Raw genomic sequence first — 19108 nt, 5'->3', positions numbered from 1 at the left:
ACGCTGCGCCCTGCTATTATGGTTCAGGCCGGCAACGCCCCTAAATCTAGATACTGGCCAAGCGGCTGCCGCTCAATCTGCGGCAAATGCGGGATCTCCCCCAACAACGGCGCAGCCAGCATCCGGCGCAGGGTTGCCAGGTATTCCTGATGACGAACCCCAGGCGCCACCACATCATTCGCAATCCAACCGGCTAATGTTAACCCCGCCTGCGCAATGGCTTGTGCAGTCAACACCGCATGGTTGATGCAACCCAGCTTAACGCCCACCACCAAAATCACCGGCAGCCGTTCCGCCTTTACCCAATCAGCAAAGGTATAGCTTTCCGACAGCGGGGTGAACCAACCGCCAGCCCCTTCAACCAGCAGCCAGTCTGCACGCTGCTCCAGATGACGCAGCCCGGCGGATAAATGTGCCGGATCGATTGGCCGCGCTTCAGCGGCGCTGACGATGTGCGGCGATGTCGGCTCGGCGAAGGTGTAAGGATTCACTTCGCCATAATCCAGCGTGATGCCGCTGTTGGCTTGCAGCGCCAGCGCGTCATCGTTGCGCAGCCCCTGCGCCGTCATCACGCTGCCGGAAGCCACCGGCTTATAGCCCGCGCTGCGGTACCCTTGCTGGTTCGCCGCCTGCAGCAGCGCGCTGCTGGCCACGGTTTTCCCCACTTCGGTATCCGTCCCGGTGATAAACCAACGCTTAATCACGATAAATGACTCCATAGGCTAAATGATAACTCAGCGGAAACTGCCCGTGTTGGCGAGGGTAAGCAGCCTGCAATGCCGCCAGCCGCCGACGAGAAAGCAGCCCGGCCCCGCGCCCGCCGTGCAGGTGCGTCGCGCCGATGCCTTTCAGCGAGCGCATCAGCGCCACGACATCCGGGTAGTCCAGGGTTTGCCAGGCGGCCTGCAACTGATGGCGATAGGTACCGCAGGCGGCGCCTATCTGCGCCAGCGGCAGAAAATCATTCACGTGGCGCTCGCCGTCCACCTGTTGCCAGGCGTCCCCCAGTTCATACAAAGAACCTTGCGCCAGGGTGGAAAACAGGATCACCCCGCCGGGACGGGTGACCCGATACAGCTCCGCCAGCGCCTGCGGCAGGCTGGCGCACCATTGCATCACCAGGCTGCTGAAGCAGATATCCACCACGGCGTCCGGCAACGGGATGTGTTCGATATCCCCCAGCAGGTAATCGTCGGCTGCCTGTTGTTGGCGGGCGTAAGCCAACATGCCGGGGGCCAGATCGAGCGCGGTGACCCGTTTCCCCTGTTCGCGCCAGCGGCAACTGAAATAGCCGGTGCCGCAGCCGGCATCCAATACGTGGCGGCCGGCGTGCGCCGCCCCCATCCCCAGTAAGCGTTCACCAACGCTGCGTTGCAGGACAGCCGCGGCGTCGTAGCTGCCGGCGGCGCGGCTGAAGGCCGAAGCGACCGCCAGTTTATTGACGGCGTCAAACGCTGACGGCATGCAGCACCTCCAGCAGGCGATCGACATCCTGTGGCTGGTGCGCCGCCGTCAGGGTGATGCGCAGCCGCGCGCCGCCCGGCGGTACCGTTGGCGGGCGGATGGCGCTCACCCACAGGCCTTGCGCCCGCAGGCGCTGGGCCAGATCGAGCGCCCGCTGGTTATCCCCCACCAGCAGCGGCTGGATGGCGGTTTGCGAATCGGTGAGCGTGAGCGGCATGCCCGCCACGCCGGCGCGGAAGCGCTGAATATGCGCCTGAAGGCGCGCGCGCAACGCATCGCCCTGCTGGATACGCTGCAACGCCGCCTGCAGCGCGCAGGCCTGTGCCGGCGGCATGGCAGTGCTGTAAATCAGGTGGCGGGCAAACTGCAGCAGGTACTCGGCCAGCGGTTCGTCGCACAGCACCGCGGCGCCGCTGACGCCGAATGCTTTGCCGAAGGTCGCCACCAACACTTCCGGCCGTACCCCCTGCTGCCAGCAACTGCCTCGGCCCTGCTCGCCGCACACGCCGATGCCGTGTGCGTCGTCAACCATCAGCCAGGCGCCCGCCCGTCGGGTTAAACGGTGCAATTCAGCCAGCGGCGCGCTGTCGCCGTCCATGCTGAATACCCCTTCGGTCACCGCCAGCGTCTGGCCGTTGCAGGGTTTATCCAGCAGAGCCGCCAGCGCCGCGGACTGGTTGTGGTGAAAACGCCGCAGTTGCGCGGGTGAGTGAGCGGCCGCTTCCAGTAACGAGGCATGGCTCAGCTTATCCGCCAAAATGCGATCGTCCGCCTGCATCAACGCCGCCAGCAACGCCTGATTGGCCGCATAGCCGGAAATGAACAACAGCGCACGCGGGTAGCCAAGCCATGCTGCAAGCTGCTGCTCCAGCGCGTAATGGGCTTCGCTATAGCCGGTCACGTGGCCGGAGCCGCCGCTGCCTACGCCATAGCGCCGCGCGCCCTGCTGCCAGGCGGCGATAACCGCCTCATCCTGGCTCAGGCCGAGATAATCATTACCGGAGAAATTGAGGTAATGTTCGCCGTTAAGCTGAATCAGGCGGCCATTTCCCCCCTGGTTAACCTGCCGGCTGCGATAGGCAGCGGCTTGCCGCCGCGCTTCCAGCCCCTGGGCAATACGCTGCTGCCAGTCCATTATAGTGCCGCGTTGTAATATTCAGCCGTATCGGCATTCAGCAACTGCTGCGCCAGCACCTGCTGCTGTTGATTATCGCCGTGCTCGGTTTCGGTTTGCTGTGGGTTCAGCCCCAGCTTGCGGAATAGCTGCAGGTCTTTATCTTCTTCGGGGTTTGGCGTAGTCAGCAGCTTGCAACCGTAGAATATAGAGTTGGCGCCGGCCATAAAGCACATGGCCTGGGTCTGTTCATTCATCTGTTCACGCCCGGCGGACAGCCGCACGTAGGAAGACGGCATCATAATGCGCGCCACGGCGATAGTGCGGATAAAATCAAACGGATCAACGTCTTCGTTATCCGCCAACGGCGTGCCCTTAACCTTCACCAGCATGTTGATCGGCACGCTTTCCGGTGGTTTTGGCAGATTGGCCAACTGCACCAGCAGGCCGGCACGATCGCGCACCGTCTCCCCCAGCCCGACAATGCCGCCGGAGCAGACTTTGATACCGGCTTCACGCACTTTTTCCAGCGTATCCAGGCGCTCCTGATAGCTGCGGGTGGTGATGATGTTGCCGTAGAATTCCGGTGAAGTGTCCAGGTTGTGGTTGTAATAATCCAGCCCGGCTTCCGCCAGCCGCTCCGCCTGATCGTTATTCAGGGTGCCCAGCGTCATGCAGGTTTCCAGCCCCATGGCCTTCACGCCCTGCACCATTTGTTGCAGGTAAGGCATATCGCGCTCGTGCGGGTTTTTCCAGGCGGCGCCCATGCAAAAACGGGTAGAGCCGGCGGCCTTGGCCTTACGCGCCGAAACCAGCACCTGTTCCACCTGCATCAGGCGTTCGGCTTCCAGCCCGGTCTTGTAGCGTGAGCTTTGCGGGCAATATTTGCAGTCTTCCGGGCAGGCGCCGGTTTTGATCGACAGCAGCGTGCTCACCTGCACCTGGCGTGGGTCGAAGTGCTGACGGTGCACGGTTTGCGCTTCAAACAACAGCTCAAGCAAAGGTTTTTCAAACAGGGCTTGGGCACGCCCTACGGTCCAGTGAATGCGGTCAGCCATAATGGCGTCTCCAAAATAAAAAAGTCTCGTCAGTTTAAATATTGTGGATATACTGTCAACCATTCGGTAATCAAATTGGTTTACAAGTATGTCGCTATCCCCTTCGGCGCTCGAATTTGATCGGCGCCACATCTGGCACCCCTACACCTCAATGAGCCATCCATTACCCTGCTACCCGGTGGAAGCCGCCAGCGGCGTAGAGCTGCAGTTGGCCGACGGGCGGCGTTTGGTGGACGGCATGTCATCCTGGTGGGCGGCGATCCACGGCTATAACCACCCGCGCCTGAACCAGGCCGCCTGCCAGCAATTGGAAAAAATGGCGCACGTGATGTTTGGCGGTATTACCCATCCAAGCGCGATTGCGCTGTGCCAAAAATTGGTGGCAATGACGCCCGAACGGTTGGAATGCGTATTCCTGGCAGATTCCGGCTCGGTGGCGGTAGAAGTGGCGATGAAAATGGCCTTGCAATATTGGCAGGCGAAAGGCGAACGCCGGCAGCGCTTCCTGACGCTGCGCCATGGCTACCACGGCGACACGCTGGGCGCCATGTCGGTGTGCGATCCGGATAACTCCATGCATAGCCTGTATCAGGGCTATCTGGCGCCGCACCTGTTTGCACGCGCCCCACAGAGCCGGTTCGGCGGCGTTTGGGATGAGCAGGATATCACCCCGTTCAAACAACTGCTGGAACAGCATGCCGGCGAGATTGCCGCGGTGATTCTGGAGCCAGTGGTGCAAGGCGCCGGCGGCATGCGTATCTACCACCCCACCTACTTACAACGCGTGCGCGAACTGTGCGAACGCCATCAGGTGCTATTGATTGCCGATGAAATCGCCACCGGCTTTGGCCGCACCGGCACGCTGTTCGCCTGCGAACACGCCGCGGTGGTGCCGGATATTCTGTGCCTGGGCAAGGCGCTGACCGGCGGCTACATGACGTTATCCGCCACCCTAACCAGCCGACAGGTGGCGGAAACCATCAGCAACGGCGCGGCGGGCTGTTTTATGCACGGGCCAACATTTATGGGCAACCCGCTGGCGTGCGCGGTGGCTTGCGCCAGTCTGGATTTACTGGCGGAGAACCGTTGGCAGCAGCAGGTTGCAGCGATCGAAACGCAGCTGAAACAGCAGTTGTTGCCGCTGGCGCACATGCCGAAAGTGGCCGACGTGCGCGTACTGGGCGCCATCGGCGTGGTTGAGATGCATGATGCGGTGGATGTGGCGCAGTTGCAGAAAGGCTTTGTCGCGCGCGGCGTGTGGATCAGGCCGTTCGGCAAGCTCATCTACCTGATGCCGCCCTATATCATTCAGCCCGAACAGCTCAGCCGGCTCACGGCCGCGGTTGCCGAAGCCGTGCGCTGACGGACAGGCCCCGCCCGGGGCCTGTCGCTACCAATGCTGGTTCAAGTAACGGGCCAGCCAAACCAGGCACAGGATCCATAGCGTAATAATCACCACCATCGCCAGGCGGCCGGTAGGATTATCCATACGCTTTTGCGCCCTGGCGCGGAACTCCTGCATCAATGGTTTTGGGATAAGACGCACCGCCAGCATGATGCCGAGCGGCACCAGGATCACGTCATCCAGATAGCCGAATACCGGGATAAAATCCGGGATCAGATCGATAGGCGATACGGCATAACCCGCCACCAACAAGGCGATAAGTTTGGCATACCAGGGCGTGCGCCGATCGCGCGCGGCCAACCACAATGCATAAATGTCGCGTTTGATGCCGTTGGCCCAGCGGCGCAGCCAGCCAAACCAAGGCGAACGTTTTTTAAAAGAGATCATGGTTATTTCATATAAGTGCGTAAAACGGACATCAGTTGTTCAACGTCCTGCTCGCGCTGCTGGGGCGTTGCGTCTTCCGCCGCCAGATGATTGCGCACGTGTCCTTCCAATACCTGAGCCATCAAGCCATTAACCGCGCCGCGTACCGCCGCAATTTGTTGCAGGATCTCAGAACATTCACTCCCGCTCTCCAACGCGCGCTCCAGCGCATCAGCCTGCCCTTTGATGCGACGCACCCGCGCCAATAGCTTCTTTTGATCTTTGATCGTATGGCTCATAAACGATTTCCGTTTGTTAACTACTATACTGGGGTATAGTATAATTTATCATTCACCCATGACGTAGGGACTTGTCATTATGCCTTCATCCACATTAACCGTCCGGCCACAACATAATCACACTTTTGACGATGGGAATCCATTGGCAGAAAAGCACACCCGTTGGGCGGCTATCCTCACCGCGGCAATGATGGTCATCGAGATCGTCTGCGGTTGGTTGTTCAACTCGATGGCGCTACTGGCGGACGGTTGGCACATGAGTTCACACGCGCTGGCAATGGGGCTTTCCGTGTTGGCCTATACTGCCGCCCGCAGGTTGGCGAATAACCGCCGCTTCAGCCTCGGCACCTGGAAAATCGAAGTGCTGGCAGGCTATACCAGCGCGGTTCTACTGGTGGTGGTTGCCGTGTTGATGCTGTTCCAGTCTGTCGAACGCCTCTTCGCGCCAACGCCGATCCACTACAGTGAAGCCATCGCCATTGGCGTTGCCGGGCTGGCGGTTAACCTGATTTGCGCCTGGCTGTTGCGTGCGACGCCGGATCACGGGCATGGGCATGGGCATGGGCATGGGCATGGGCATGGGCATGGGCATGGGCATCATCACGGCCACGGCGAAGATCTCAACCTGCGCTCGGCCTATGTGCACGTGCTGGCCGACGCCGCCACCTCGGTGCTGGCCATTCTGGCGCTGGTGGGCGGCCTGCTATGGGGCGCCGCCTGGCTTGATCCACTGATCGGGATCGTCGGTGCCGGGTTGGTTGCCGCTTGGGCCTATAGCCTGCTGCGTGAAACGGGAAAGATCCTGCTGGATGCCGAAATGGATAACCCGCTGGTTGAGGAAATTAAAGACACGCTGGCCCACTCCGGCTATAAATTAACCCTGACCGATCTGCACCTGGGCCGCATCGGCAAAGGGAAATATCACTGCATATTGGCGCTAAGCAGCCCAGATGCTACTCTCACGCCCGAACGCGTGCGCCAATTGCTGCGCGCGCACAATGCGTTGGTGCATATCACGGTGGAAATCAGCCACCCAACGCCAACGGTTGTATTGTTCAGGCAAAACGATCTAGTTTAAGAGTTCGCTTTTCTCGACAACCAGGAGTCATCATGGCTTTTCGTTTGTACAGTAATGATCTGCAAGACGGCGCCAAAATGCCTGAAAAGCAGGTGTTCAATGGCATGGGCTATCAGGGCGAGAACCTTTCGCCGCACCTGGCCTGGGATGGGGCGCCGGAAGGCACTAAAAGTTTTGTGATCACCGCTTACGATCCCGATGCGCCGACCGGTTCCGGCTGGTGGCACTGGACCGTCGCCAATATCCCGGCCGACGTGCGTGAGCTGCCGCAAGGGGCCGGCTCGGGCAAACCGGGGCTGCCGGCGGGTGCAGTGCAGGGCCGCACCGACTTCGGCAAAGCCGGCTATGGCGGCGCAGCGCCGCCACAGGGCGAAAGCCACCGCTACCAGTTCACGGTATACGCGCTGGATGTCGATCACATTGACGTTGATGAAGGTTCAAGCGGCGCTCTGGTGGGCTTTAACGTGCACTTCCATACGCTGGGCAGTGCGGCACTGACGGTAATCTACAGCTAACCCCGCGAATAATAATCAGGGCGCAACGCCGTTGCGCCCTCAATCTTACGGCCTTACTGCGCCAGAATGCTTACCCACATCGGGCCTTTACCCACCGGATAACGCGCCAGCGTTTTCAATGTGCCATCCGCGCTATTAATCGCATAGACCGCAATATGGTCGGACTGCTGCCCGGCGGAAATCACATAACGCCCACTGTGATCGATATTAAAGCCGCGCGGCTGCTGTTCCGTAGGGTGGTGCCCGACGACGCTCAGCGCGCTGCCGTCTTGCGCCACGCGGAAAATCGTCAGAATGCTGGCGGTGCGATCGCTGGTATACAGGAAGCGGCCATCCGGCGTGATGTGGATATCCGCCGCCCAACGGGTGCCGCTGAAATCCGCGGGCATAACGTCGAGCGTCTGCACCGTGGTGTATTTTTTGCCGTCTTCGCCGATCGCCAGCACATCCACCGTGCTGTCCAGTTCATTAACGCAATACGCATAACGTTGATTAGGATGGAAAGCCATGTGGCGTGGGCCGGCGCCGCTGGCGGCGTCGATCTCTGGCTGGCTATGGGGCGCCAGTTGCCCTTGTGGGCTTAGATCGAACAGGCGAATGCGGTCTTCCTTCAGGCACGGGATCAGCACCAGTTGGTTGGTCGGATCGATATTCGCCGAGTGCGGCGCCGTCAAGCCGTTGATTTCCTGCAGCGGCGCGGCCACAACGCCATCTTCGCCGATCGGGCTGACGCTGGCGCAGTTGCCGCTGTATGAAACCGAGAACAAATAACGCCCCTGCAAATCGGTGGAAATATGCGTCGGCCCCCCCGGCAACGGCGCCATCCCGGCCTCCTGCAGCCTGCCGTCCTCTTCGATACGGTAGCTCACCACGCCAAAGGCGGGGCGGACGCCAACGTACAGATAGCGTTTGTCCGGATGAATGGCGATCGGCTGCACCTGCCCGGGTACGTCAACGGTCTGCAGCAGTGCCAACGCACCGGCATCATCCAATTGCCATACGTGAATCTGCTGGCTTTCTGGGCTGGCGACATAAACGATTTGCTTCATTTGGGCTCCTTGAACAGGGTAAAAGAGAAACCGGTTTCATTTTTGCGGTTTTCCTTAGCTTACCTCAGGCGCCGGCCGTCGGCTATCGGTGTGCGTGCGCATTGCGGCGTTTATAGCCAATTTATTTGCCCGCTTGCTCTCGGTTAAATAACCCAAAAATTCATCAAAGTTATTAATAAAAGATAAATAATATTCTTGATAAATATTTTTTTAAAAATGCGTCTTTTTTTGCATTTTTTCCCCTGAAGCGATCCAGCCCCCTGATTTGAACCTATTTTCACGCTACAAAAACAACCGGTTAAATCATCATACTAATAATTTTTCGCCTGCGCAGTTAGGGAGCTTTATGCAAGAATATCTGCAGTTTCTGCTGGGGGTTTCCCCGCTTTTAGTCATGATATTTTTAATTCTTAAGGTCAAGACACCTATCCACTACGCCGTTATTGTTACCCTCCTGCTTTCTTTAGGCGTGGCCGCCTTTTTCTGGCACACCCCGTTGCAAACCCTGACATCGGCGGTTATCTACGGTTTCATCAAAGGGCTGTGGCCGATTATCATCGTGATCCTGGGGGCGATTTACAGCTATAACCTGATGCTGAAAACGCGCAGCATGGACGTACTGCGGGATGTACTGGCCAGCATCAGTGATGATAAGCGTATTCAGGTGCTGCTGATTTCCTGGTGCTTCGGCGGCTTTCTGGAAGCGGCCGCCGGTTACGGCACGGCGGTGGCGATCCCCATCGGGATTTTGATCGCGCTCGGGTTCAACCCGCTTAAAGCCGCCATCGCCTCGCTGGTGGCCAACACGGTGCCAACCGCGTTTGGCGCGGTAGGTATCCCGGTTTCTATTCTGGCCGAGCAGGTCAATCTACCGGTCACCGCGCTGGGTGGGACGATTATCGCCCAACTGGCGTTATTTAATATTTTGCTGCCTTTTGTGATCGTCGCGATCATCGGCGGCGGGGTTAAAGCCATCCGTGGCGTATTTGGCATCACCTTGCTGTGCGGTATCACCACCCTGATCCCGCAATATTTCGTCGCGGTTCACCTGGGGGCCGAACTGCCGGCGTTCGCCGGCAGCCTGGTGAGCCTGCTGGCCGTCGCGCTGTTGGCCAAAAGGCGCAAGGGCGCGGCGGTTGACGACGCCTACCGCATCGCCAGCACGGCGTTATCTGCCCGCCCCCGCTATACCCTGCCCCAACTGCTGCAGGCCTGCGCCATTTACCTGCTGATTTTCGTCTTTATCCTGCTGTGCTCACCGCTGTTTCCCGGCATCAAAAGCGCCGTGGCGCAGGTGGCCTCCAGCCTGGCGTTGCCGTTGGCCAACGGCGGTGCGCTCAAGCTCAAAATCGACTGGATCGCCACGCCTGGGGTACTGATTATCATCGCTACCCTGTTGGGCGGTTTTATCCAGGGCGCGTCTCTGCCTGACATGCTCAAGACCTTTTGGGGCACCGTAAAACAGTTGAAGAACTCCATCATCGCCATTACCGCAATCGTGGCGATGGCCACCGTGATGGACGTCAGTGGAGTTATCGCCACGCTGGCGCAAACCATGGTTAACACCACCGGCGGCGCTTATCTGTTTATCGCACCGGTCATCGGCGCGCTGGGCACCTTTGTCACCGGTAGCGACACCAACTCCAACGTGCTGTTCGGCAAACTGCAAACCGCGGCGGCGGAAAAACTGCATGTCGATCCGCTGTGGCTGGCGGCCGCCAACACCTCTGGCGCAACCGGCGGCAAAATGATCTCCCCACAGAGTATCGCCATTGCCGTTTCCGCCACGCGTATGGAAGGCCAGGGCAGCGCCATCATGGCCGGCACCCTGAAGTACTGCGCGGCCTATATCATTATTCTCGGCCTGAAGGTGGGCCTGGTGTATTACCTGTTTATGGCATAGCGGAAAGCGCGGCGGGTATTACGGTTTTATCCGGGGGTGAGACGGTGTACCATCGGTTGATTATTTCGCTGACAATTAATGAGACACGCTATGAGCTATCGCGTTATTGCCCTCGATTTGGACGGCACCTTGTTGGACAAACAAAAACGGATCTTGCCCCAATCGCTTGAAGCGCTGGCGGCGGCACAGGCAGCCGGGATTAAAGTGGTGGTGGTGACCGGCCGCCATCACGTGGCTATCTATCCGTTCTACCATGCGTTACAGCTTGATACCCCGGCTATTTGCTGCAACGGCACCTACCTCTACGACATCCATCAGCAAAAGGTACTGGATGCCGATCCGCTGCCAAAAGCGCAGGCGCAGCAGGTGTTGCAGTTGCTTAAGCAGAGCCGCATCCACGGGCTGATGTATGTGGACGATGCCATGCTGTATCAGGAAGAAACCGGCCACGTCACCCGTTCGCTGGCCTGGGCCGAAACCCTGCCAACGGCGCATCGCCCAACGTTGCTGCAGGTTGATAGCCTGATGCAGGCAACCGACGACGCGCAGGCAATCTGGAAGTTCGCTACCTCGCATAACGATATCCCGGCCTTGCGCACCTTTGCCGAAACGGTTGAGAAAGAGCTGGGGCTGGCCTGCGAATGGTCATGGCACGATCAGGTGGACGTCGCCAAAAGCGGCAACAGCAAAGGCAAGCGCCTGCGCCAGTGGGTGGAATCCCAAGGTTTGAGCATGGATCAGGTTGTGGCGTTCGGCGATAACTATAACGATCTAAGCATGCTGGAAACGGCCGGGCTTGGCGTCGCAATGGGCAACGCGGATGATGCAATCAAGGAACGCGCCGATTTGGTGATCGCCGATCATCTGCAGCCAGGCATCGCCGAAGTGATCCGCACCCGAGTTCTGGCATAACGCCTTCCCTCCCCCAAACCGCAGGGGGAGTATCTAGGCCGGCAACCAGCCAACTACCAACTTATGTAAAGTGGTATTTCTCTTCTCTATCGCTACAGAGAACGAGATTTAGGCCCGGAACCTAAACCCAACTCTGGCTGCTCCCTCTCCCTACGGGAGAGGGCTGGGGTGAGGGCGAGATTTAGCCCCGGAACCCAAACCCAACTCCGGCTGCTCCCTCTCCCTGCGGGAGATTGCTGGTGTGGGGGCAAACAACTCACTAGACTGACAGAGAGCGAGATTTAGGTCCGGAACTAAACCCAGCTCTGGCTGCTCCCTCTCCCTACGGGAGAGGGTTGGGGTGAGGGTGAGGCCGTTCTCGACTAATCGCTACGCTTTTCACCTGTGCATACAGCTTCATCCCTGGCTGGATCGCCAGTTCATCGCGCGCCCATGGTGTGATCCGCGCCCAGAGTACATTATCCCCCACGGCCAGCTTCACCTCCACCTGCTCGTCCACATCCAGGCATTCAAGCACCTGCGCCGGCAGCACATTGCGAATACTGCTGTTCAGCGGGGGCTGCAGCACCAAAGAAACATCGGCAGCATTAACACGGACACGTAACGCCGTGCCAATCGGCGCCTGAATGCGCCCCACCCATAAGGGATAATCCCCAACCCCGAGCGCCGTCATCGCATAGTGGGAATGGTGCTCCATAACGCGCACATTAAGCACGCTGCTTTGATCCGCCTGTTGCAGCCACGGCCGCAGTACGCTGCTGGCCCAGACGTCTTCCAGTGCGCCAAACGCACGCACTTTTCCCTGATCCAGCACCATCACCTGTTCAGCAAGACGCAGAATTTCTTCCATGCTGTGGCTGACGTAGAGAATCGGGATCTTCACATCCTGCGCCAAGCGTTCCAGATAGGGCAGCAGCTCACGCTTGCGCGGCTGATCAAGCGATGCCAGCGGCTCGTCCATCAACAGCACCTCAGGCGCTGTTAACAACGCCCGGCCAATCGCCACGCGCTGTTTTTCACCGCCGGACAACGTCATCGGCAGGCGGTTCAACAGCGGCGCAATCCCCAGCAGCTCGACGATGGCATCAAACTGGCTGCGCATAGCCGCAGCCATGCCATATTGCAGATTGCCGCGCACCCGATAGTGCGGGAACAGGCGGGCATCCTGAAAAACATAGCCGATGCGGCGTTTTTCCGGCGGCAAACACAGCCCGGCGGCGGTATCCAACAACGCCCGGCCGTTAAGCACAATACGCCCGCGTTGCGGCCGCGTCAGGCCGCCGACGGCGTTAATCAGCGAGGTTTTGCCGGCGCCGGACAGCCCAAAAATGGCCGTGATCCCGTGCGCCGGCAGGTTGGCTTTCACCTGCAGATCAAGATCGCCAAGCCGTTGCGAAAAATCCAGTTCCAGCATGACTACACCCCTAACCGCTTACGGCCCCAGCGGGACAGCCATTCGGATATCAACAAAGAAGCCAGGGAAAGCACAATAGCTATCACGCACAGGCGCGCCGCCGCGGCTTCCGCCCCCGGCGTTTCAATCAGGGTATACATCGCCAGCGGAATAGTGCGGGTTTCCCCCGGAATGTTGGAAACGAAGGTAATGGTGGCGCCAAACTCCCCCAGCGAACGGGCAAAGGCCAATACCACGCCGACGATAATACCCGGCAGGGAGAGCGGCAGCGTAATAGTGAAAAACACCCGCCAAGGATTGGCGCCCAGCGTGCGCGCCGCCTGCTCCAAACGGGTATCGATCGCCTCCAACGCCAGCCGGATGGCGCGCACCATCAGCGGAAACGCCACCACCGCAGAAGCCAGTGCGGCGCCGCGCCAGCTAAAGCTGAAGCTAAAACCAAACCAGTCATACAGCCATTCGCCAATCACGCCGCGCCGCCCCATGGCGACCAGCAGTAAATAGCCGATCACCACCGGCGGCAGCACCAACGGCAGGTGAATCACGCTGTCCAGCAGCGATTTACCGGGGAAACGGCAACGCACCAGGATCCAGGCCATCAATATGCCCAGCGGCAAACTGCCGATCACCGCCACCACCGAGACTTTGAGGCTCAGTTCAACCGCCTGCCACTCATACTCGCTCAGCATCATTGGCGCGGGCTAAAGCCATATTTTTTAAACACGGCGGCCGCTTCCGGGCCCTTCAGGTAGTCATAGAATGCGGTGACAGCAGGGGTCTGGCGATCCTTAACAATCGCCATTGGGTATTCAACCGGCTTGTGGCTGTCTTCCGGGAAGACGCCGACGACTTTCACCTTGTTGCTGGCAACGGCATCGGAACCGTAAACAATGCCCAGCGGCGCTTCACCGCGTTCCACCAGCGCCATCGCACTGCGCACATTATTGGCGCGCGCCAGTTTAGGCTCCAGCGCCGCCCAGGCACCAAGATTACCTAACGCTTCTTTGGCATAGATGCCCGCCGGCACGTGATCCGGATCGCCCACCGCCAGGCGGCTGCCGTTGAGCAGCTTGGCCCAGTCAGTCTGTTTGGAAATGGTCAGCTTATCCTGTTTGCTGTCTTGTGCAGCGATCAGCACTAGCTCATTGCCCAACAGGGTGTAACGGGTCTCTTTCACCATTTGCTGTTTATCGATGGCGTAATCCATCCACTGCTGATCGGCAGAGATAAACATATCGGCCGGCGCGCCTTGCTCAATCTGGCGCGCCAGCGTGGAAGAAGAAGCGAAAGAAGAAACAACCTGCACATCCTTGCCATGCTGATACTGTGTCGCGATGTCCTGCAGCGCATTGGTCAACGAAGCCGCTGCAAATACCGTGATTTTATCCGCCGCCGACGCCTGCATCACCATGCCGGAAGCCAATACCATACCGCCGATCCATTTGGTCCATTGCTTTTTCATTGTTTTCTCCGCCAATTAACAAACGAACACACCCTGCGCTGTATAATGAAGACTATAGCGCTGACTGTAAAGAGAGTGAATGGCTTTTGCGAGGTGGCGCAAAGAACGCACGCAATGTGCGCCGGGAGGGGGGAATAAAAGGCACCGTGATGCCCAAAATTGGCGGTGCCGCGGAGCGGTTATTTGTGCTGTGTGGCCTGGCCGGATTTTTCGCTTGAATGGCCCACTTTGGACAACACGTTGAAAACCTCACCCAGGCCATAGATCAGGCCAAGGATAATGGCCATCACGACCGGCACCATTACCACGGCGAATAACAGACTTTTTAATAGTTCCAGCATCGTAGCCTCGCTTAACTGCTGATTTAAACAACCGTCTCTGGTTTCTACACTAAAATACAGATAAAACGTGGCCATTTTAAGGCCCAGGTGAAATTTATCATCTGCCAAACGTGCTCATTTGGTTGTTAACGCCAAATCAGCGACAATAACGCTTTTGAGCCAACAGGATGTGTTATGCAGGCCGAAATCCTCCTCACCATTAAACTTCAGCAAAAGCTCTTTGCCGATCCGCGGCGTATTGCATTGCTCAAACAGGTGCTGAACTCTGGCTCCATCAGCCAGGGCGCCAAACTGGCAGGCATCAGCTATAAAAGCGCCTGGGATGCGATTAATGAAATGAACCAACTGGCGGATCACCCGGTGGTGGAAAGCGTAACCGGCGGCAAAGGGGGCGGCGGCGCGCAGGTCACCCATTATGGCCAGCGGTTAATCCAGCTCTACGATCTGCTGGCGCAGATCCAGCAGAAAGCGTTCGACGTGCTGCGCCAGGATGAACTGCCGCTGGATAGCCTGTTGGCGGCCATCTCCCGTTTTTCCCTGCAAACCAGCGCCCGTAACCAGTTCTTCGGCACGGTTATCGAACGCGATCACCACCAGGTTCAGCAGCACGTCAACCTGCTGTTGGCCGATGGCAAAACCCACCTGGCCGTTGCGCTCACGGAGCAAAGCGCCAACCGCCTGCAACTGGCTCCCGGCAAAGAAGTGCTGGCGTTAATCAAGGCGCCCTGGGTGAAACTGACGACCGATCCGGCGTTAGCCCACGCGGCGGATAATCATCTGCCGGGCTGCGTAAGCCATATCCAGCCCGGCCCCGATCACAGTGAAGTGCTGGTGCAACTGGCCGGCGGCGAAACGCTGTGCGCGACGCTCACCAATCAGGAACTGCAGCAGTTGCAGCTAAGCACGGGCATGGCGGTGACCGCGTTGTTCAATGCCGATCGCGTGATTATCGCCACGCTGTGCTAGCCCAGGCGGAGTAAAAAGCCGCCCGTGCCGATTGACATCGCTGGCCGAAGCGCCTATTCCTAAGAATAAAATTGCATAAAAAGGAATAGTTGATGTCGTCGTTGCAGATTTCGCAAGGTTCGTTCCGCATTAGTGATACCCGTACGCTGGCGCTGGATGCGCTGACCATTGATTCAGGTGACAGTTGGGCGTTTGTCGGCGCCAACGGCAGTGGGAAGTCTGCTCTGGCGCGCGCCCTGGCCGGTGAACTGGTGCTGCTGCGCGGCGAGCAGCACAGCACCTTTCATCGCGTGGTGCGCATTTCATTCGAACAACTGCAAAAGCTGGTCAGCGAAGAATGGCAGCGCAACAACACTGATATGCTCAGCCCCGGCGAAGACGACACGGGCCGAACCTGCAGCGAAATCATCCAGGAAGAGGTGCAAGATCCGGCCCGTTGCGCGCAGTTGGCCGCACAGTTTGGCATCAGCGCTCTGCTCTCCCGCCGCTTCAAATACCTTTCCACCGGTGAAACCCGTAAAACGCTGCTGTGCCGCGCACTGATGCCGCAGCCGGATTTACTGATCCTGGATGAACCCTTTGACGGCCTGGACGTCAACTCACGGGCACAGTTGTCGGCATTGTTGGCCACGCTGTCGCAGCAGGGCTATACGCTGGTGTTGGTGCTGAACCGCTTTGATGATATCCCGGATTTCGTTCAGCAGGTCGGCGTGCTGGCGGACTGCACCTTGACCAACACCGGCCCGCGCGCCGAGGTGATGGCCGAAGCGCTGGTGGCGCAGTTGGCGCACAGTGAGCACCTTGACGGCCTGGCGCTGCCGGAAACCGAAACTCCAGCGCAGGAAACCAAACCACCGCAGGATCAACCGCTGATTGTGCTGCGCGACGGCGTGGTCAGCTACAACGAGCAACCGATCCTCAACCACCTGGATTGGCAGGTGAACCACGGTGAACACTGGCAAATTATCGGGCCGAACGGCGCAGGAAAATCCACCCTGCTCAGCCTGATCACCGGCGATCATCCACAGGGTTACAGCAACGATCTGTCGCTGTTCGGCCGCCGGCGTGGCAGCGGTGAAACCATCTGGGATATCAAACGCCACATCGGCTATGTCAGCAGCAGCCTGCATCTGGACTACCGCGTCAGCGCCAGCGTACGCAACGTTATTACCTCTGGTTTCTTTGATTCGATCGGTATCTATCAGGCGGTGTCCGATCGCCATCGCCAGTTGGCGGGCCAATGGCTGGCGCTGCTGGGGTTCAGCCAGGCCCAAGGGGATGCCCCCTTCCACAGCCTTTCCTGGGGGCAACAGCGCCTGGTTCTGATCGCCCGCGCCCTGGTCAAACACCCGGCGCTGCTGATCCTCGACGAGCCGCTGCAGGGGCTTGATCCGCTCAATCGCCAGTTGGTGCGCCGCTTTGTCGATGTGCTGATAAGCCAGGGCTCGACTCAACTGCTGTTTGTCTCGCACCATGCGGAAGATGCCCCGCAGTGCATTACCCACCGCCTGGCCTTCATTCCCGACGGCGAGCACTATCGCTACCAACACCAAAAACTGGCTTAGCGGCTCCGGCTGCGTGGCCATGCCGCGCAGCCGATGACATATCTGGCAACACTTCGCTACAGCACATCCCGCGCGGCCTTTTATCATGAAAAGATGAATTACCGTTTTTGGAGAAGCCATGTCCGCTGCGCTAATCGTTGTCGATCTTATTGAAGATTTTGCCGGCGCCAAAGGCCGTGCCAATCACTGCTACCTGCAGGCCGTGGCGCGGGATCTGATAGCCCACATCAATGTGGCCACCGCCTATGCCCGCGTGCGCAAAATCCCGGTGATATGGGTGCGCACCGGCTTTGCCGACGACTACCACGATATGCCGCCGCACTCGCCGCTGTTTAACCACCTCAAGCAAACCGGGGCGCTACGCCTGAGCAACGGTGGCTGCCATTGGCTGCACGGGCTGGATCAGCAGCCGGAGGATCTGCTGTTTGATAAAAAGGCTGTCAGCGCCTTCGCCGGCAACAATCTGTTGGCGTGGCTGCGCGGCCAGCGCTGCCACCACCTGCTGATGGCCGGCGTCAGCACTCCGTTGGCGATCGAAAGCAGCGTGCGTCAGGCGCATGACGCCGGTTTCAAAGTGTCTGTGTTACAGGATTTATGTGCAGCGCCCACCCAGGAACTGCACCAGCAAAGCCTGGATACGTTGCAAAACTTCGCGGATATCAGCCAGTCGCAACGTTGGATGAAAGGATAAACGCCCGGGCCGGCGGCCAGGGCGTTAAGCAGAGAACCACCAGAAGCCTTATTGGCCGTCGGTTTTGTATTTCAACAGCAGCGAGATAACAAACGCCCCGGCAAAGGCGATCACCATACCGATGGTGTAATTAAGCAACGATCCGGCCTGGGCGATAGCCATGCCCGGCAGGCCGGTCAGCCCCACCGCCGTCATATTGACATGCATCGCCACCACCCAGGCGCCGCCGAGCGCGCCGCCGATCAACGCAGCGATAAACGGTTTCATAAAACGCAGGTTGATGCCGAAAATCGCCGCTTCCGTAATGCCCAGCAGGCAAGAGAACGAAGACGGGATCACAATCGCTTTGATTTTGGCGTCACGGGTTTTGAAGTACACCGCCAAACAGGCGCCCCCCTGCGCGACGTTTGCCATCGCCCAAATCGGCAACAGAAAATTCACGCCGATATTGGGGTTGCCCAACAGCCCGGCTTCAATGGCGTGGAAGCTGTGGTGGATGCCGGTGATCACAATAACGGAATACAGACCGCCGAACAGCAGGCCCGCCAGCCAACCGGCGTGGGCGATCAGGGTGCTAAGCACCAATGAAATACCGTCACCCAGGGCGCGGCCTGCCGGGCCGATAAACAGCATGGCAATAAAGCCGGAGATAATTACCGTCAGAAACGGCGTCAGGATCAGATCCAGAGCGTCAGGGATGATCTTGCGCAGGCGTTTTTCCAGCTGGCTCATGAACCACACCGCCAGCAAGACCGGGAAAACCGTGCCCTGATAGCCGATCATCGCCACATCCAGGCCAAAGAAATTCATCGTCTGGAAGCCGCCGGCAACGCCCCAGGCGTTGGTCAACGCCGGGTGAGTCAGGATGCCGCCCAGCGTGGCGCCCAGGTAAGGATTGCCGCCAAACTCACGCGCTGCCGTAAAGCCAATCAGGATCGGCAGAATGATAAACGCCGCCGAGCTGAACATGTCCAGCATCACAAACAGTGCGCTGTTGGCATCGGCCCAGCCGTAGGTTTTCACCATTCCAAGCAGCCCCATCAACAGGCCGGAGGCCACGATGGCGGGGATGATCGGCACGAAGATGTTCGACAGCAAACGTGCCAGGCGCTGCAGCGGGTTCAGCTTTTTGGCGGCGATGTTGGCGGCTTCAGATTTGCTGGATTCGCTAATACCGGCGGCCTGAATAAAGGCAGCATGCACTTTATTGACCAGCCCGGTGCCAAAAATAATCTGCATCTGGCCGGCATTATGGAAACAGCCTTTTACCCCATCAAGCTTTTCAATAGCGGCTTTATCCGCCAGGCTGTCGTCGCAGAGCACCAGGCGCAACCGGGTGGCGCAGTGTGCGGCGCTGGCGATATTTTCTTTCCCGCCCAAGAGGGGAAGCAACGCGTTTGCTGTAGCGTTAATGTCCATGGTATTCCTCTGTATGATGAATCAGGCAACCGCTATCCCCTTCATGTTTCAGTTGCAGCGCATCGCCTGCGTTCAATCATCCCTCCC

The 19108-nt window shown here is 58.8% G+C and carries 20 protein-coding genes; 8 read left to right on the top strand and 12 right to left on the bottom strand.

Translation table 11 applies throughout. The annotated features are described in order from the left end of the window. Positions 1-23 precede the first annotated feature (23 nt). The 4 genes from bioD to bioB are packed head-to-tail and all read right to left on the bottom strand — an operon-like array spanning position 24 to position 3636. Positions 24-704, bottom strand: a complete 681-nt coding sequence (gene bioD / locus ABFX35_RS02740) for a dethiobiotin synthase (protein WP_279026821.1) — start codon at positions 702-704, stop codon at positions 24-26. Continuing rightward, positions 697-1464, bottom strand: a complete 768-nt coding sequence (bioC, locus tag ABFX35_RS02735) for a malonyl-ACP O-methyltransferase BioC (protein ID WP_346079014.1) — start codon at positions 1462-1464, stop codon at positions 697-699. Before bioC ends, bioD begins: the two co-directional genes overlap by 8 nt. Then, positions 1448-2599, bottom strand: coding sequence for an 8-amino-7-oxononanoate synthase (gene bioF, locus ABFX35_RS02730; protein ID WP_279026824.1), 1152 nt, complete (start codon positions 2597-2599; stop codon positions 1448-1450). The genes bioC and bioF overlap by 17 nt, the downstream gene beginning before the upstream one ends. Continuing rightward, positions 2599-3636, bottom strand: a complete 1038-nt coding sequence (bioB, locus tag ABFX35_RS02725; protein WP_279026825.1) for a biotin synthase BioB — start codon at positions 3634-3636, stop codon at positions 2599-2601. The genes bioF and bioB overlap by 1 nt, the downstream gene beginning before the upstream one ends. 88 nt (positions 3637-3724) lie before the next feature. On the opposite strand from bioB, the gene bioA reads away from it, so the two are divergent. Further along, a complete protein-coding gene (bioA, locus tag ABFX35_RS02720) occupies positions 3725-4999 on the top strand; it encodes an adenosylmethionine--8-amino-7-oxononanoate transaminase (protein ID WP_346079011.1) in 1275 nt (424 codons plus the stop codon). 27 nt (positions 5000-5026) lie between these two features. Here bioA and ABFX35_RS02715 read toward each other — a convergent pair whose 3' ends face one another. Beyond that, positions 5027-5428: a YkvA family protein gene (locus tag ABFX35_RS02715; protein ID WP_341464482.1), complete on the bottom strand. Its 402-nt coding sequence runs from the start codon at positions 5426-5428 to the stop codon at positions 5027-5029. A 2-nt stretch (positions 5429-5430) separates the two neighbouring features. Then, the gene (locus ABFX35_RS02710) at positions 5431-5706 is read right to left on the bottom strand and encodes a metal/formaldehyde-sensitive transcriptional repressor (RefSeq protein WP_095845391.1); all 276 of its coding nucleotides are present in this window, start codon (positions 5704-5706) and stop codon (positions 5431-5433) included. A gap of 79 nt (positions 5707-5785) precedes the next feature. Here ABFX35_RS02710 and dmeF point away from each other — a divergent pair, with 79 nt between their 5' ends. Both dmeF and ABFX35_RS02700 read left to right on the top strand, forming a co-directional pair. After that, the gene (dmeF, locus tag ABFX35_RS02705; protein ID WP_346079009.1) at positions 5786-6784 is read left to right on the top strand and encodes a CDF family Co(II)/Ni(II) efflux transporter DmeF; all 999 of its coding nucleotides are present in this window, start codon (positions 5786-5788) and stop codon (positions 6782-6784) included. Positions 6785-6816: 32 nt separating this feature from the next. Next, positions 6817-7299, top strand: a complete 483-nt coding sequence (locus ABFX35_RS02700) for a kinase inhibitor (RefSeq protein WP_095845393.1) — start codon at positions 6817-6819, stop codon at positions 7297-7299. Between the two features lie 53 nt (positions 7300-7352). On the opposite strand, the gene pgl is transcribed toward ABFX35_RS02700, so the two are convergent. Further along, entirely contained in the window at positions 7353-8348 is a 996-nt protein-coding gene (pgl, locus tag ABFX35_RS02695) for a 6-phosphogluconolactonase (RefSeq protein ID WP_346079008.1), read from the bottom strand. A gap of 346 nt (positions 8349-8694) precedes the next feature. Here pgl and ABFX35_RS02690 point away from each other — a divergent pair, with 346 nt between their 5' ends. Both ABFX35_RS02690 and ABFX35_RS02685 read left to right on the top strand, forming a co-directional pair. Continuing rightward, on the top strand, positions 8695-10251 hold the full coding sequence (locus ABFX35_RS02690) for an L-lactate permease (protein ID WP_279026713.1): 1557 nt from the start codon (positions 8695-8697) through the stop codon (positions 10249-10251). A gap of 90 nt (positions 10252-10341) precedes the next feature. Beyond that, positions 10342-11163, top strand: coding sequence for a pyridoxal phosphatase (locus tag ABFX35_RS02685; RefSeq protein ID WP_121525259.1), 822 nt, complete (start codon positions 10342-10344; stop codon positions 11161-11163). Positions 11164-11485: 322 nt separating this feature from the next. Here the strand turns inward: ABFX35_RS02685 and modC are convergent, their stop codons facing one another. From modC to ABFX35_RS02665, 4 genes are all read right to left on the bottom strand, one after another. Further along, the gene (gene modC / locus ABFX35_RS02680; RefSeq protein ID WP_346079006.1) at positions 11486-12577 is read right to left on the bottom strand and encodes a molybdenum ABC transporter ATP-binding protein ModC; all 1092 of its coding nucleotides are present in this window, start codon (positions 12575-12577) and stop codon (positions 11486-11488) included. A gap of 2 nt (positions 12578-12579) precedes the next feature. Beyond that, on the bottom strand, positions 12580-13269 hold the full coding sequence (modB, locus tag ABFX35_RS02675) for a molybdate ABC transporter permease subunit (protein WP_095845398.1): 690 nt from the start codon (positions 13267-13269) through the stop codon (positions 12580-12582). Further along, positions 13266-14039 carry a molybdate ABC transporter substrate-binding protein gene (gene modA, locus ABFX35_RS02670; RefSeq protein ID WP_346079004.1) on the bottom strand — a complete coding sequence of 258 codons (774 nt, stop codon included), beginning with the start codon at positions 14037-14039 and terminating at the stop codon, positions 13266-13268. Before modA ends, modB begins: the two co-directional genes overlap by 4 nt. Before the next feature lie 179 nt (positions 14040-14218). After that, positions 14219-14380 carry an AcrZ family multidrug efflux pump-associated protein gene (locus ABFX35_RS02665; protein WP_279026723.1) on the bottom strand — a complete coding sequence of 54 codons (162 nt, stop codon included), beginning with the start codon at positions 14378-14380 and terminating at the stop codon, positions 14219-14221. Positions 14381-14554: 174 nt separating this feature from the next. Between ABFX35_RS02665 and modE the strand changes: the two genes are divergently transcribed. The 3 genes from modE (at position 14555) to ABFX35_RS02650 (ending at position 17602) form a co-directional block, all read left to right on the top strand. Beyond that, positions 14555-15346, top strand: a complete 792-nt coding sequence (gene modE / locus ABFX35_RS02660) for a molybdenum-dependent transcriptional regulator (RefSeq protein ID WP_095845400.1) — start codon at positions 14555-14557, stop codon at positions 15344-15346. 92 nt (positions 15347-15438) lie between these two features. Further along, entirely contained in the window at positions 15439-16911 is a 1473-nt protein-coding gene (gene modF / locus ABFX35_RS02655) for a molybdate ABC transporter ATP-binding protein ModF (protein ID WP_346079001.1), read from the top strand. 118 nt (positions 16912-17029) lie between these two features. After that, entirely contained in the window at positions 17030-17602 is a 573-nt protein-coding gene (locus ABFX35_RS02650) for a cysteine hydrolase family protein (protein ID WP_346078999.1), read from the top strand. A gap of 48 nt (positions 17603-17650) precedes the next feature. Here the strand turns inward: ABFX35_RS02650 and ABFX35_RS02645 are convergent, their stop codons facing one another. Further along, a complete protein-coding gene (locus ABFX35_RS02645) occupies positions 17651-19021 on the bottom strand; it encodes a sucrose-specific PTS transporter subunit IIBC (RefSeq protein WP_346078997.1) in 1371 nt (456 codons plus the stop codon). Positions 19022-19108 lie beyond the last annotated feature (87 nt).

It is taken from the genome of Gibbsiella dentisursi (genome assembly GCF_039539505.1).
Classification (GTDB): Bacteria; Pseudomonadota; Gammaproteobacteria; order Enterobacterales; family Enterobacteriaceae; genus Gibbsiella; species Gibbsiella quercinecans.
The sequence above is the reverse complement of the archived record's forward strand: the minus strand, read 5'-3'. Positions and strand labels throughout refer to the sequence as shown.

What these genes read in the sequence shown, in the direction of transcription:
- bioF (WP_279026824.1), bottom strand. Translation starts at nt 2,599, where the DNA reads ATGGACTGGCAGCAGCGTATTGCCCAGGGGCTGGAAGCGCGGCGGCAA.
- ABFX35_RS02690 (WP_279026713.1), top strand. Translation starts at nt 8,695, where the DNA reads ATGCAAGAATATCTGCAGTTTCTGCTGGGGGTTTCCCCGCTTTTAGTC.
- ABFX35_RS02685 (WP_121525259.1), top strand. Translation starts at nt 10,342, where the DNA reads ATGAGCTATCGCGTTATTGCCCTCGATTTGGACGGCACCTTGTTGGAC.
- bioA (WP_346079011.1), top strand. Translation starts at nt 3,725, where the DNA reads ATGTCGCTATCCCCTTCGGCGCTCGAATTTGATCGGCGCCACATCTGG.
- ABFX35_RS02645 (WP_346078997.1), bottom strand. Translation starts at nt 19,021, where the DNA reads ATGGACATTAACGCTACAGCAAACGCGTTGCTTCCCCTCTTGGGCGGG.
- pgl (WP_346079008.1), bottom strand. Translation starts at nt 8,348, where the DNA reads ATGAAGCAAATCGTTTATGTCGCCAGCCCAGAAAGCCAGCAGATTCAC.
- modB (WP_095845398.1), bottom strand. Translation starts at nt 13,269, where the DNA reads ATGATGCTGAGCGAGTATGAGTGGCAGGCGGTTGAACTGAGCCTCAAA.
- ABFX35_RS02650 (WP_346078999.1), top strand. Translation starts at nt 17,030, where the DNA reads ATGTCCGCTGCGCTAATCGTTGTCGATCTTATTGAAGATTTTGCCGGC.
- bioC (WP_346079014.1), bottom strand. Translation starts at nt 1,464, where the DNA reads ATGCCGTCAGCGTTTGACGCCGTCAATAAACTGGCGGTCGCTTCGGCC.
- ABFX35_RS02665 (WP_279026723.1), bottom strand. Translation starts at nt 14,380, where the DNA reads ATGCTGGAACTATTAAAAAGTCTGTTATTCGCCGTGGTAATGGTGCCG.
- modA (WP_346079004.1), bottom strand. Translation starts at nt 14,039, where the DNA reads ATGAAAAAGCAATGGACCAAATGGATCGGCGGTATGGTATTGGCTTCC.
- modE (WP_095845400.1), top strand. Translation starts at nt 14,555, where the DNA reads ATGCAGGCCGAAATCCTCCTCACCATTAAACTTCAGCAAAAGCTCTTT.
- modF (WP_346079001.1), top strand. Translation starts at nt 15,439, where the DNA reads ATGTCGTCGTTGCAGATTTCGCAAGGTTCGTTCCGCATTAGTGATACC.
- bioB (WP_279026825.1), bottom strand. Translation starts at nt 3,636, where the DNA reads ATGGCTGACCGCATTCACTGGACCGTAGGGCGTGCCCAAGCCCTGTTT.
- ABFX35_RS02700 (WP_095845393.1), top strand. Translation starts at nt 6,817, where the DNA reads ATGGCTTTTCGTTTGTACAGTAATGATCTGCAAGACGGCGCCAAAATG.
- dmeF (WP_346079009.1), top strand. Translation starts at nt 5,786, where the DNA reads ATGCCTTCATCCACATTAACCGTCCGGCCACAACATAATCACACTTTT.
- ABFX35_RS02715 (WP_341464482.1), bottom strand. Translation starts at nt 5,428, where the DNA reads ATGATCTCTTTTAAAAAACGTTCGCCTTGGTTTGGCTGGCTGCGCCGC.
- ABFX35_RS02710 (WP_095845391.1), bottom strand. Translation starts at nt 5,706, where the DNA reads ATGAGCCATACGATCAAAGATCAAAAGAAGCTATTGGCGCGGGTGCGT.
- modC (WP_346079006.1), bottom strand. Translation starts at nt 12,577, where the DNA reads ATGCTGGAACTGGATTTTTCGCAACGGCTTGGCGATCTTGATCTGCAG.